General features: G+C 73.1%; 11 protein-coding genes. 10 read left to right on the plus strand and 1 reads right to left on the minus strand.

Going from position 1 to position 12,804, the window contains the following annotated elements; all coding sequences use genetic code 11:
• Nucleotides 1-2: 2 nt before the first annotated feature.
• From manA to KY498_RS15555, 4 genes are all read left to right on the plus strand, one after another.
• A complete protein-coding gene (gene manA / locus KY498_RS15540; protein ID WP_191008929.1) occupies nucleotides 3-1,166 on the plus strand; it encodes a mannose-6-phosphate isomerase, class I in 1,164 nt (387 codons plus the stop codon).
• A gap of 156 nt (nucleotides 1,167-1,322) precedes the next feature.
• On the plus strand, nucleotides 1,323-1,640 hold the full coding sequence (locus KY498_RS15545) for a WhiB family transcriptional regulator (RefSeq protein ID WP_191009569.1): 318 nt from the start codon (nucleotides 1,323-1,325) through the stop codon (nucleotides 1,638-1,640).
• A gap of 66 nt (nucleotides 1,641-1,706) precedes the next feature.
• Nucleotides 1,707-4,541, plus strand: a complete 2,835-nt coding sequence (locus KY498_RS15550) for a glycosyltransferase (RefSeq protein ID WP_191008928.1) — start codon at nucleotides 1,707-1,709, stop codon at nucleotides 4,539-4,541.
• Nucleotides 4,538-5,983: a DUF5719 family protein gene (locus tag KY498_RS15555; protein ID WP_223848967.1), complete on the plus strand. Its 1,446-nt coding sequence runs from the start codon at nucleotides 4,538-4,540 to the stop codon at nucleotides 5,981-5,983. Before KY498_RS15550 ends, KY498_RS15555 begins: the two co-directional genes overlap by 4 nt.
• A 30-nt stretch (nucleotides 5,984-6,013) precedes the next feature.
• Here the strand turns inward: KY498_RS15555 and KY498_RS15560 are convergent, their stop codons facing one another.
• Nucleotides 6,014-6,448: a metallopeptidase family protein gene (locus KY498_RS15560; RefSeq protein ID WP_191008927.1), complete on the minus strand. Its 435-nt coding sequence runs from the start codon at nucleotides 6,446-6,448 to the stop codon at nucleotides 6,014-6,016.
• A 101-nt stretch (nucleotides 6,449-6,549) separates the two neighbouring features.
• Here KY498_RS15560 and KY498_RS15565 point away from each other — a divergent pair, with 101 nt between their 5' ends.
• From KY498_RS15565 to mtrA, 6 genes are all read left to right on the plus strand, one after another.
• Nucleotides 6,550-6,756 carry a DUF3499 family protein gene (locus KY498_RS15565; RefSeq protein WP_005048283.1) on the plus strand — a complete coding sequence of 69 codons (207 nt, stop codon included), beginning with the start codon at nucleotides 6,550-6,552 and terminating at the stop codon, nucleotides 6,754-6,756.
• Nucleotides 6,757-6,796: 40 nt separating this feature from the next.
• Complete coding sequence (gene ahcY, locus KY498_RS15570) at nucleotides 6,797-8,278, plus strand: adenosylhomocysteinase (RefSeq protein ID WP_060960925.1); 1,482 nt, start codon at nucleotides 6,797-6,799, stop codon at nucleotides 8,276-8,278.
• Between the two features lie 135 nt (nucleotides 8,279-8,413).
• Entirely contained in the window at nucleotides 8,414-8,884 is a 471-nt protein-coding gene (locus KY498_RS15575) for a Fur family transcriptional regulator (protein ID WP_101306702.1), read from the plus strand.
• Entirely contained in the window at nucleotides 8,881-11,154 is a 2,274-nt protein-coding gene (gene katG, locus KY498_RS15580; protein WP_191008926.1) for a catalase/peroxidase HPI, read from the plus strand. Before KY498_RS15575 ends, katG begins: the two co-directional genes overlap by 4 nt.
• Before the next feature lie 150 nt (nucleotides 11,155-11,304).
• Entirely contained in the window at nucleotides 11,305-11,949 is a 645-nt protein-coding gene (locus KY498_RS15585; protein ID WP_060960922.1) for an MIP/aquaporin family protein, read from the plus strand.
• Between the two features lie 164 nt (nucleotides 11,950-12,113).
• The gene (mtrA, locus tag KY498_RS15590; protein WP_191008925.1) at nucleotides 12,114-12,794 is read left to right on the plus strand and encodes an MtrAB system response regulator MtrA; all 681 of its coding nucleotides are present in this window, start codon (nucleotides 12,114-12,116) and stop codon (nucleotides 12,792-12,794) included.
• The last annotated feature ends 10 nt before the right edge of the window (nucleotides 12,795-12,804 follow it).

The raw sequence follows: 12,804 nt of genomic DNA on the forward strand, positions 1-12,804 counted from the left end.
GCATGCTGACGCCGATCTCCAACGAGCCGCGCGACTACTCCTGGGGCTCCACGACGCTGATCGCGGGACTGGAGGGGCGTCCGCCGACGGGGGCTCCGGAGGCCGAGATCTGGTACGGCGACCACCCCGGCTGCCCGTCGCGGACGCCGGACGGACGCACGCTCGACGTCGCCCTCGCCGAGGCCGGGCGCCCGCCGCTGCCGTTCCTGCTGAAACTGCTGGCCGCGGCATCCTCGCTGTCGATCCAGGCGCACCCCACGCGGGACCAGGCGCGGGAGGGCTTCGCGCGGGAGGAGGGCGCCGGAGTCCCGCGCGACGCAGCGGAGCGTCTGTACCGCGACGACAACCACAAGCCCGAGATCATCGTCGCGCTGAGCGAGCGGTTCCGCGCCCTCGTGGGACTGCGTCCGCTCGCCGAGACCCGACGGCTGCTGGACGCCCTGGACGCCCCGTCCGCGAGCGGCGCCGTCGCCGAGATCCGCGAGCGGCTCGGCGACGCCGACACCGGCGTCGACGCCCGGTCCGCGCTGCGGGGCACGCTCGCGTGGGCCCTCGACGAGGCGGATGCCGCGACCGTCGCCGACCTGACCGCCGCGCTCGGCCGTGCCGACAGCGCCGAGTTCTCCGACGAGATCGCCGTGCTGCGTGCGGCCGCCGCGGATTTCCCGGGCGATCCCGGTCTGATCGTCGCCCTCCTCATGAACCTCGTCACGCTGCGGCGCGGGGAGGGGCTGTTCGCGCCCGCCGGCGTCCTGCACGCCTACCAGTCGGGTCTCGGCGTCGAGCTGATGGCCGCGAGCGACAACGTCATGCGCGGCGGTCTGACCCCTAAGCACGTCGACGTGCCCGAACTGATGCGCGTCGTGGACGTCACCCCCGGACCCGCCCCCGTCGTGCACCCCCGCGCCGTCGGCGACGGCGTGGTCGACTACGACACACCGGTCGACGACTTCGCCCTGTCCTGCGTGAGCGTCGCCCCCGGCGCCGACGCACGCCTGACGCTGCGTGGCCCCGCGATCGCCCTGTGCACGCGGGGCGAGGTCGTCGTCTCGGCATCCGGCCATGAGGTCGCCCTCCGCCCCGGGGCCGCCGTGCACGTCGCCGACGAAGGGGTCATCGCCGTCGCCGGATCCGGTGAGATCTTCCTCGCTCAGCCCGGGGCGTGAGCCCGCGACATCGCGCGCGACACGCCGATGCGTCGAGATGAAGGTTCAATCCCTCATTGAGGGTTTACGATCTGCGACTTGACCACGGCGAATGACAAGGGTGTAATTATTCCCAACACGCGCATCGGCGCATCGGGAAAACGTGGGGAGAACGATATGACGGGTTACCGCTCCGGCGTCCCCGACAACTGGTTCGTCGACCCGGTCAATCTCGGCGTGCCGGGCGTGCGCCGGGCCGCGGCGCCCGACGAGGACACCGCCCTCGCCTGGCAGGCCGACGCCCTGTGCGCCCAGACCGATCCCGAGGCGTTCTTCCCGGAGAAGGGCGGCTCGACGCGAGACGCCAAACGCATCTGCACCTCGTGCGACGTGCGCGGGGAGTGCCTCGAGTACGCCCTGCAGAACGATGAGCGCTTCGGTATCTGGGGCGGGCTGAGCGAGCGCGAGCGCCGCAAGCTCAAGCGCCGCGCCTGACGAGTTCCCGAGACTCGCGGGCGACGTGCGCGGGCCCGAGCCGTCCGCGCCTAGGCTGACGACGTCATGCCCGCCCGAGTTCACGCACTGCTGGTCGTGCGCCCCGATGCGCGCGTGGCCACCGACATCCGCCTCGAACGCGTCCTGTCCGCGCTCGCGGCGCAGTCGCGCCCCGTGGACAGGCTCACGATCGTGCTCTGCGGCGTGCACGCCGGCGACCGTGAACTGCAGCGGATCGCGGGGGAGTCGGGCGCCGAAGGGGTCATCACAGCCGATCGCGGCACCTCCTTCGCCGACGCCCTCGATCTGGCCAGCCGCCGACTCGACGGCGAGGCGGTGTGGATCCTCGCCCAAGACACCACCCCCGCGCCCGACGCCCTCATGCGCCTTCTCGGCGCGCTCGAGACCTCGCCGTCGGTCGCCTTCGCCGCCCCGAAGCTCGTGCGCGCCGACGACAACGACCGCATCGTCTCCCTCGGCGTCTCCCTGACCCACGGGGGGCGCACGGTCGGGCTCGCCGACGGCGAGCACGACCAGGGTCAGCACGACGCGGGCGACGACGTCCTCGGCGCCGATGTCCGCGGCATCCTCGTGCGCACCGACGCCTGGCGGGCGCTGGGCGGACTCGACACCGCGCTCGCCGGCGCGGACGAGGGCCTCGACCTCGGCGTCCGCGCCCGGCTGCGCGGCGGGCGCGTCGTGCTCGCACCGCAGGCGATCGTCGCGATCGCCGACGCCGATCGCAGCGACCCGCCGGCGCTCGGCGACCGCTTCGAGCCGGAGGGCGTGCGCCGCGCCTACGCCCAGCGCACCGCACAGCTGCACCGCCGCCTCGCCTACGCCCCGGCGGCCGCGGTCCCGCTGCACTGGCTGTCGTACCTCCCGCTGGCCCTGCTGCGGTCGGTGGCGCTGCTGCTGGGCAAACGCCCCGCGCTCATCGGCCCCGAGTGGGGCGCCACCGTCACGGTGATGGCCCGCCCGGGTGCGGTCGCCCGGGCGCGACGCGGCATCCGGGCCGGGCGCAGCGTCTCGTGGGCGCAGCTCGCGCCGCTGCGGATCACCCGCGCCGAACTGCGCCAACGCCTCGACGACGACGTGGTGGACGGTGCCGCGCGCGGGGAACTGCGCTTCTTCTCGGGCGGCGGCGCCTGGATCGTGCTCGGCGCGCTGCTGGTCTCCGTGCTCGCCTTCCTCTCGCTGCTGGCGTGGCCGGTGCTCGGCGGGGGAGCGCTCGTCCCGCTGCGGGCGACGGTCGCGCAGCTGTGGGCGGATGCCGCGTCGGGACTGCGTCCGCTCGGCTGGGACACCAGCGGTCCGGCGGATCCGTTCAGTGCGGTCATCGCCGTGCTCGGCTCGCTGTGGCCCGCGGCGCCCTCGCGCGTCCTCGTCGTCGTGTGGGTGCTGGCGCTGCCGCTGGCGGCACTCGGGGCGTGGTTCGCGGCGACCCGCGTCACGGAGCGCCCCCTCGCGCGCGCCCTCGTCGCCGTCGGCTACGCGCTGGCGCCGACCCTGCTGGGGGCGCTCGCCAGCGGTCGGCCCACCGTCGTGATCGCGCACCTGCTGCTGCCGTGGCTGCTGTGGACCGCCGCCGTCGCGCACCGCTCATGGAGCGCGGCCGGCATGGGGTCGGTCATCGCGGTCGCCGTCCTGGCCTGCGCGCCCTCGCTGGCCCCCGCCGTCGTGTTGCTGTGGGTCGTGGCCATCGTGCTCACGGCGAGCCTCGGACGAGGCCGCGGCATCGCCCGCGTCATCTGGCTCCTCGTGCCCGCGGTGGCCGTCTGGGCGCCGATGGTCTGGCATCGCCTGGACACGGGCGACCCGTGGGCCCTCCTGGCCGACCCCGGCGTCCCCCTCGCGAGCGGCGAGCAGGTCGACCTCGCGCGCCGCATCGCGATCGCCTTCGGATTCCCCACGACCGACGCCGCGGGCTGGGATCAGCTCGTCGCCGGGATCGGACCGTGGGCGCTGCTGCTGGTCGTCCCGCTGCTGGGTCTCGCCGTCGCCGCACCGCTCCTGTCGCGGGTCGTGCCGGCGGCCGTCGCGCTCGTCGTGGCCGTCAGCGCCCTCGCGACCGCGATGGCCGTCATCGGCATCGAGGTCACCACGGATGCGTCCGTGGGCATCGCCGTGTGGCCCGGGGCGGCGTTGAGCCTGTACTGGCTGGCGCTGCTGGGCGCGGCGGCGCTCGCCGTCGATGCGATCCCCGACGCCGCCCGGGTGCGGATGCCGCTGGCGGTCCTGGCCATGGCCGCGCTCGCCGTCAGCGCCGTGCCCGCTCTCACCGCGCTTCCCCGCGGGACCTCCGCCCTCACCGACGGGCCGAGCAGCACGCTGCCCGCCTACGTCGAGGCGGAGGGCCGCGCCGGGCTCGGCAACGCGACGTTCGTGTTGACACCGGCATCCGACGGCGCCGTCGTCACCGATGTCGTGTGGGGCGAGACCTCGGCCCTCGGCGGACAGACGACCCTCCGCTCGGCGCGCCAGGGCCCCGACGCCGGCGACGCCGAGGCGGCGCGACTGACCGCCGAGCTGCTCGCCGCGCCCTCGGGGAGCGCCGTGGCCGACCTCGCCGCCCACGGCGTGGCCTTCGTCCTGCTCAGCGGCGGCGGTGACGGCGAGAGCGACGTCGCACGGGCCGTGCGCATCGGGGCGGAGACGGCGCTGGACCAGCGCGACGACCTCGAGATCGTCGGCGACACGGGCCGCGGCAAGCTGTGGCGCGTCACCGGCACGGTCGTCGATCGGCAGCAGACCGGCGGCACCGCCGGTGCGGAGGTCGCCGTCCTCCAGATCGGAGTGATCGTCATCGCGCTCCTGCTGGCGCTTCCGACGCGGCGCTCGCTCCGCCTGAACCGGCGTCGCCCGCGCACCGTCGGTCTCGAACGAGGAGGGGCAGCGTGAGCGACGGAGTCTCCCACCCCCGCGGTCCGCGCGGCATCGCCGGCGTGCGGCTGGCCGTCGGCGGCGCCGTCGCCGCGGTCGCGATCGCCGCGGCCGTCGCCCTCGTCGTCACGCCGCTGCCGACCCTCGCGCGCGAGGCCGTCTCGGTCACGGCGCACACCCCCGCATCCGCCTCCGTCGCGACGTGCGTGGGACCGATCCTCGCCACGGGGCGCGACGCGTCGATCGCCTCCCAGCTCACGGATGCCGCGCCCGCCGCCGTCACCTCCGCCGCCGCCTCCGCGGGCACGCCCGCCGCGGCGACGACCTCGACGCTGCTCACCCCCGATGTCACCGGGGGAACCGGCCCGACGACGCTTCGCGCCGCCCCCGTCGGCGGGGAGCCGACCGACATCGCGGCCGCCTCGGCCGCCCGGGCGGCCGCCGAGGACCTCAGCGGGTTCGCCGCCGCGGCGTGCGCCCGCCCGGAGATGGAGTCGTGGCTCGTCGCGGGCTCCGCCGCGACGGGGGCGTCGGATCTCGTCGTGCTCTCCAACCCCGGCGCGGTCGCGGCGCGGGTCACCGTCACCGTCTACGGCGCCGACGGCGGCGCCGTGCCCGTGGCGGGCAACGGCATCGTGGTTCCCGCCGGCACGCAGCGCGTCATCCCCCTCGCCTCGCTGGCCATCGGCGAGGAGAACCCCGTCCTGCGGATCACCTCGTCCCAGGCGCCGGTCCGTGCCGCGCTGCAGGCGAGCCTCACGCGCGTGCTCGTCGCCGGCGGCGTCGACCAGGTGGGCGCCGCCGCCGTGCCGGACACCGATCTCGTCATCCCGGGCGTCCCGGTCGTCACCACCCAGGGCGGCGCGGGCGAGAGCAACGTGCCCACCGCGCTGCGGCTCCTGTCGCCGGGCAGCGACGCTCAGGCGACGGTGACCGTCTTCCAGGGCGCGACGCAGGTGGGCACCGCGCAGACGGTGCCGTTGACGGCGGGTGTGCCGCTGAAGCTCGACCTCGGCGGCCTCGCCACCGGCACCTACGCCGTGCGCGTGAGCGCGACGGCCCCGGTCACCGGCGCGGTGTGGGCGACCTCGGGGTTCGGCGCCGGGAGCGACTTCGGCTGGTTCGTCGCGGCCGAGGAGATCTCGGCTCCCGCCCTCGTCGCGGTCGCCGCCGGCGGGTCCGGCGCGCCGGAGCCCACGCTGACGCTCGTCTCCTCCGACGGGCGGGCGACGACCGTGGTGCTGACCGCGGCGGCCGGCGCGGGCACGGCGACGGATGTGACGGTGCCGGCGTCGGGGGCGGTGACGGTCCCCGTCCGCCCCGGAGAGGTCTACCGCGTCGATCCCGGCACGGGCGCCGTGCGCGCGGGCGTGACCTACGCGGGGGCGTCGGCTCTCGCGGGCTATCCGGTGGCGCCGAGCGCGGCGTCGGCGTCGGCGGTCACGGTGTATCCCCGCTGAGCCCGCTGAGGGCCGCCGCCGGCGGCGCGCTCAGAAGTAGCGGAAGCGCTCGGGGCCGAGGTCCCACGGATCGCGGTCGAGGTACTCCGCGGCCGCACGGAAGACGCAGCTCTCGATCGCCATCCGCCGGTGCAGGTCGTCCTCGCGGTGCAGCGACCCGAGACGCTCGATCGGCAGCCGGTAGAGCACGATGCGCCGGTCGCCCGTCGACACCGTCCAGCGCGGGATGCCGTCGGCGTCGGGCGCCGGAGGCATCGCCGCGACCTCGAAGGCGACGTCGCGCAGCTCGGGCCAGGCGCTGCGCAGGAACTCCGCCGCCGTGCCCACGATGAAGTCGAAGCGTTCCTCCCGGGTCTCCTGCGCCGGCAGGGGCGGGCGGACGACGGGACTGCGGTCTTCGCGGCCGTGGCGGCCGTGGCGCGAGGCGCGCACGCGCGGGGCACTGCTCGCGCGCCGCCTCATCATGGTCCGAGTCTAGGTCAGCGTGCGCCGATCGGCCGGGCCGATCGCCCCGCGGCGGCGCGGCATCCGCTCGGGGAGCACCGCGGACGGGTACCGTGAGGGCGATGCGTACCCGACTGTGCTCGAAGGTGGGCTGTGCCCGCGAGGCTGTGACGACCCTGACCTACGACTACGGCGACCAGATGGCGGCGCTCGGCCCCCTCGGCGCGGCGACCGACCCCCACGCGCACGACCTCTGCGCGATCCACACCGATCGGCTGTCCGTGCCGAAGGGCTGGGTCGTCGTGCGCCACGAGACGCTGCGGGTCTGACGCACAGCCGTCCCCGGGCGTGGGATGCGAGAATGGTCGGATGCCGACCACTGCCGCCCCCGCCCGCCTCCACGACTTCGTCGTCGCCGATCTGAGCCTCGCCGAGGCCGGCCGTCACCAGCTCCGCCTCGCCGAGAACGAGATGCCCGGGCTCATGGCGCTGCGCGAGGAGTACGGGCCCTCGCAGCCCCTCGCCGGCGCCCGCATCGCGGGCTCGCTGCACATGACCGTGCAGACCGCCGTGCTCATCGAGACGCTCGTCGCGCTCGGAGCACAGGTGCGCTGGGCGAGCTGCAACATCTTCTCCACGCAGGACGAGGCCGCCGCCGCGGTCGCCGTCGGCCCCACGGGCACCGTGGACGAGCCCGCCGGGGTTCCCGTCTTCGCGTTCAAGGGCGAGACGCTCGAGGAGTACTGGCAGTTGGCCGACCGCATCTTCGACTGGTCGGCGGAGGGCTTCGACGGCCCCAACCTCATCCTGGACGACGGCGGCGACGCGACGCTCCTCGTGCACAAGGGCGTCGAGTTCGAGGCGGCCGGCGCGGTGCCCGCGGCATCCGAGAACGACTCCCTCGAGTACCGCATCGTTCTCGACACGCTGCGCGCCAGCCTCGCCCGCGACCCGCAGCGCTTCACCCGCATGGCGTCGCAGATCGTCGGCGTCACCGAAGAGACCACGACCGGCGTGCACCGCCTGTACGAACTCGCCGCCGCCGGGAAGCTCCTGTTCCCGGGCATCAACGTCAACGACTCGGTCACCAAGAGCAAGTTCGACAACAAGTACGGCATCCGTCACTCGCTGCCCGACGGGCTCAACCGCGGCACCGACGTGCTGATCGGCGGCAAGGTCGCGTTCGTCGTGGGCTACGGCGACGTGGGCAAGGGTGCGGCCGAGGCCCTGCGGGGTCAGGGCGCGCGCGTCATCATCGGCGAGGTCGACCCGATCTGCGCGCTGCAGGCGGCGATGGACGGCTTCCAGGTCGCCCGGCTCGAGTCCGTCGTCGGCGACGTCGACATCCTCATCACCGGCACCGGCAACACCCGTGTCGTGACCGTCGAGCACCTCACGAAGCTGAAGCACCTCGCGATCGTCGGCAACGTCGGCCACTTCGACGACGAGATCGACATGGCCGGTCTGGAGGCGCTGCCGGGCGTCGAGAAGATCGAGATCAAGCCTCAGGTGCACGAGTACCGGCTGCCGGCGGCCGCCGACGGTGCGCCCCGCAGCATCCTGGTGATGAGCGAGGGGCGCCTGATGAACCTCGGCAACGCGACCGGGCATCCCTCGTTCGTCATGAGCGCGTCGTTCACCAACCAGGTGCTCGCCCAGATCGAGCTGTACACGAAGCCTGAGCTGTACCCCGTCGGCGTGTACGTGCTGCCGAAGATCCTCGACGAGAAGGTCGCGCGCCTGCACCTGGCCGCCCTGGGCGTGGAGCTCACGGAGCTGACCCCCGAGCAGGCCGCCTACATCGGCGTGCCCGTCGAGGGTCCCTACAAGCTCGAGCACTACCGCTACTGAGCCGCGCCCTCCGCGTCTTCGCAACGCCGTCCCCGCCACCGGGGGCGGCGTTGCGGCGTTCGGGGCGCGGGCGTGACGGCCTATGGATCACCCGTGAGTAATTTTGACTTTGTCAAAATTGGGTAGGGTGGAGACATGACCGAGATCGACACCCCGCACGGCGAGGCGGCGGCCCCGGCCGCGCTGCGGGCGGCCGGACTCAAGGTCACCGAGTCGCGGACGGCCGTCTACGACGCCCTGCGCGACATGCCGCACGCGAGTGCCGACGACGTCTTCCTGCGGATCGTCCAGCGGATGCCGCGGACGAGCCGCCAGTCCGTGTACAACGCGCTGGGCGACTTCGTCGACGCCGGGCTGGTCCGCCGCATCGAGCCCGCGGGGCGCCCCATGCTGTTCGAGCTGCGGGTGCGCGACAACCACCACCATCTCGTGTGCACCTCCTGCGGCACGGTCGTCGATGTGGACTGCGCCATCGGCGCCGCGCCCTGTCTGCAACCGTCCGACGCGCACGGCTTCACCCTCACCACGGCGGAGGTCACGTACTGGGGGCTCTGCCCGTCGTGCGCGGCCGCCGCCGGACCCACCCCAACGGAAGGAACACCATGACCGACCACGACCCGACCACCGCCGGCATCGGCGCTGACGCGACCGAGATCGACCAGTCCCTCACCGTCAGCGACACCGACGAGGCGCGCGCGGAGGAGGCGGCGACCTGCCCGGTCATCCATGCGCAGCCGCATCCCACCAGTGGCTCGGCGAACCGGGTGTGGTGGCCGAACCAGCTCAACCTCAAGATCCTCGCGAAGAACCCGAGCGTCCGTAACCCCCTGGATGACGACTTCGACTACGCGGCGGCCTTCGAGTCGCTCGACCTCGCCGCCGTCAAGGCGGACATCGCGGAGCTCCTCACCACGAGCCAGGACTGGTGGCCCGCCGACTTCGGCCACTACGGGCCCCTCATGATCCGCATGGCCTGGCACTCCGCCGGCACCTACCGCGTGACGGACGGCCGCGGCGGCGGGGGAGCGGGACAGCAGCGCTTCGCTCCGCTGAACAGCTGGCCCGACAACGTCAACCTCGACAAGGCCCGGCGCCTGCTCTGGCCCGTCAAGAAGAAGTACGGGCAGTCGATCTCCTGGGCCGACCTCATGATCCTGGCCGGCAACGTCGCGCTGGAGTCGATGGGCTTCCGCACCTTCGGCTACGCCGGCGGACGCACCGACGTGTGGGAGCCGGACGACGACGTGTACTGGGGCCCCGAGACCACGTGGCTCGGCGACGAGCGCTACTCGGGCGACCGTGAGCTCGAGAAGCCTCTCGCGGCCGTGCAGATGGGCCTCATCTACGTCAACCCCGAGGGGCCCAACGGCAACCCCGACCCGCTCGCCTCGGCTCGCGACATCCGCGAGACGTTCGCCCGGATGGCGATGGACGACGAGGAGACCGTGGCCCTCATCGCCGGCGGCCACACCTTCGGCAAGACGCACGGCGCCGCCCCCGACGCCAACCTCGAGGACAACCCCGAGGCCGCGGGGCTGGAGATGCAGGGCCTCGGGTGGAAGAACAACCACGCCACCGGCCGCGGCGACGACACGATCACGTCGGGCCTGGAGGTGACGTGGACCTACCACCCGACCCGGTGGGACAACGAGTTCTTCCACATCCTCTACGCGTACGAGTGGGAGCTCATGAAGAGCCCGGCCGGCGCGCACCAGTGGCGGCCGACGGGCGGCCACGGCGCCGACATGGTGCCGCTCGCCCACAGCGACGGCAAGCGCGAGCCCCGCATGCTCACCAGCGACCTCGCGCTGCGCGTGGACCCTGCGTACGACAAGATCTCGCGCAGGTTCAAGGACGACCCGGACGCCTTCGCCGACGCGTTCGCGCGCGCCTGGTTCAAGCTGACGCATCGCGACATGGGTCCGGTCGCCCGCTACCTGGGCGCCGAGGTCCCCGGCGAGGAACTGCTGTGGCAGGACCCCGTCCCCGCGCCGACCGGCGCCCCGCTCGGGGCCGACCAGGTCGCCGACCTCAAGGCTCGGGTGCTCGCCTCCGGCCTCACGGTGTCCGAGCTGGTCGCCACGACGTGGGCCGCGGCATCCTCCTTCCGCGGCAGCGACAAGCGCGGCGGCGTCAACGGCGCCCGCATCCGTCTCGCCCCGCAGAAGGACTGGGAGGTCAACAACCCCGCGCAGCTGCACCGCGTCCTGGGCGTGCTCGGGGGCATCGCGGCCGACGCCGCACAGGCGGGCATCGAGGTCTCCCTCGCCGATCTGATCGTCATCGCGGGCAACGCGGCGGTCGAGAAGGCGGCCGCCGACGCGGGCGTGGAGGTGGAGATCCCGTTCCACGCGGGGCGCACCGACGCGTCGCAGGAGCAGACCGACGTCGAGTCCTTCGGCTACCTGGAGCCCGCGGCCGACGGGTTCCGCAACTACCAGGGTCCGCTGGCGGCGATGCCCGCCGAGTACCACCTCCTCGACAAGGCGAACCTGCTCACCCTCACGGCGCCGGAGATGACGGTCCTCGTCGGCGGTCTGCGCGTGCTCGGGGCCAACTGGGACGGCTCGCCCTACGGCGTGTTCACCGACCGCGTCGGCGTGCTGACGAACGACTACTTCGTCACGCTGCTCGATCTCGGCACGACCTGGAAGCCGCTGGATCCCGGAGCCCACGCGTTCGCGGGGACGAAGGACGGCAGCGGCGAGAAGGTCGGCGTCGGCACCCGCGTCGACCTGCTGTTCAGCTCGAACTCCGAGCTGCGCGCGCTGGCCGAGGTGTACGCCTCGGACGACGCCACCGAGAAGTTCGTGCGCGACTTCGCCGCCGCGTGGGGCAAGGTCACCGAGCTGGACCGGTTCGACCTGCACCGCTGACCGCGCTGCGCGGATGCCGGGCCCTCTCCGATCGGAGGGGGCCCGGTTCGGCGTGGAGGGAGTTCTCGCGCGGCTGCCTGGGAAAGCGCTGGGAGTGCACTATGGTCGTGCTGAGCCGGAAGGGACCGGCGATGACCACAGGAGCTCATCATGAAGGATTCGTTGCGCAACCCCCTCGCCGAGTTCATCGGCACGTTCATCTTCGTGTTCGCCATCATCGGCGCCGTCAACAGCGGCAGCGCCCTGACCCCGCTCGCCATCGGCTTCGCACTCATGATCATGGTGTTCGCGACCGGCCACATCTCCGGCGCCCACCTGAACCCGGCGGTCTCGCTCGGCGCCTGGCTGCGCGGCGCCATCAGCCTGACGCGGTTCGTCTCGTACGTCGTCGCCCAGCTCGCGGCCGGAGCGCTCGCGGCGGCCGTCAGCTTCGCGCTCTGGCCCGTCGCGGACGAGCCTGCCAAGATCGAGATCGGCCCCGCGTTCCTCGTCGAGGCGCTCTGGACCTTCGTGCTCGTGTACGTCGTGCTCAACGTCGCGACCACCAAGTCCAACGTCCACAACTCGTTCTACGGTCTCGCGATCGGCTCGACGGTCTTCGTCGGCGCCGTGGCCGTGGGGGGCATCTCCGGCGGCGGCTTCAACCCGGCTGTCGCGCTGGGGCTGTCCATCACGGGCATCTTCGACATCGGCGCCTACTGGCTGTACTTCCTGGCCCCGCTGGTCGGCGGCGCGTTGGCCGCGCTCCTGTTCCGCGCCCTCAACAGCGACGACAAGCTGCCCGCTCTGCAGTAGCGGTCGCCGCGGCGGGACGTCGACGATGACGGGTCCGGGACAGCGTCCCGGACCCGTCATCGTCTGCGCGGCACTCGGTGCCATCCCAGGAGCGTCCGATACTGTGTTCCTGCGCCCTGCCGCGTCGGCGGCATCCGGCCCACCCGAAGGACGAACCAGGCCATATGACTTCCCGCATCCTCGTTGTCGACGACGACGTCGCGCTCGCCGAGATGATCGGCATCGTGCTGCGCACCGAGGGCTTCGAACCGCTGTTCTGCGCCGATGGCACCGTCGCCGTCGACGTGTGGCGCGAGGAGCGCCCCGACCTCGTGCTACTCGACCTCATGCTTCCCGGCATGGACGGCATCGAGATCTGCACGCGCATCCGCTCCGAGTCGGGCGTTCCGATCATCATGCTGACCGCGCGCACCGACACCGCCGATGTCGTCCGGGGGCTCGAATCTGGCGCGGACGACTACATCGTCAAGCCGTTCAACCCGAAGGAGCTCGTCGCGCGCATCCGCACGCGGCTGCGCCCCGCGGCCGAGCCGGCGGGCGACGACCTGCGCATCGGCGACGTCGTCGTCGACGTGGCCGCGCACGAGGTGCGCCGGGGGAACGAGGTGATCGCGCTCACCCCGCTCGAGTTCGAGCTGCTGGTGGCACTGGCCTCCAAGCCGCAGCAGGTGTTCTCCCGCGAGATGCTCCTCGAGCAGGTGTGGGGCTACCACTACAAGGCGGACACGCGCCTCGTGAACGTGCACGTGCAGCGTCTGCGCGCCAAGGTCGAGATCGACCCCGACAACCCGCGGATCGTCATGACGGTGCGCGGGGTCGGCTACCGCGCCGGCGCGGTGGTCTGATCGGCCCACG

Origin of the sequence: Microbacterium sp. PAMC21962 (assembly GCF_019443465.1) — a bacterium.
Classification (GTDB): domain Bacteria; phylum Actinomycetota; class Actinomycetes; order Actinomycetales; family Microbacteriaceae; genus Microbacterium; species Microbacterium hominis.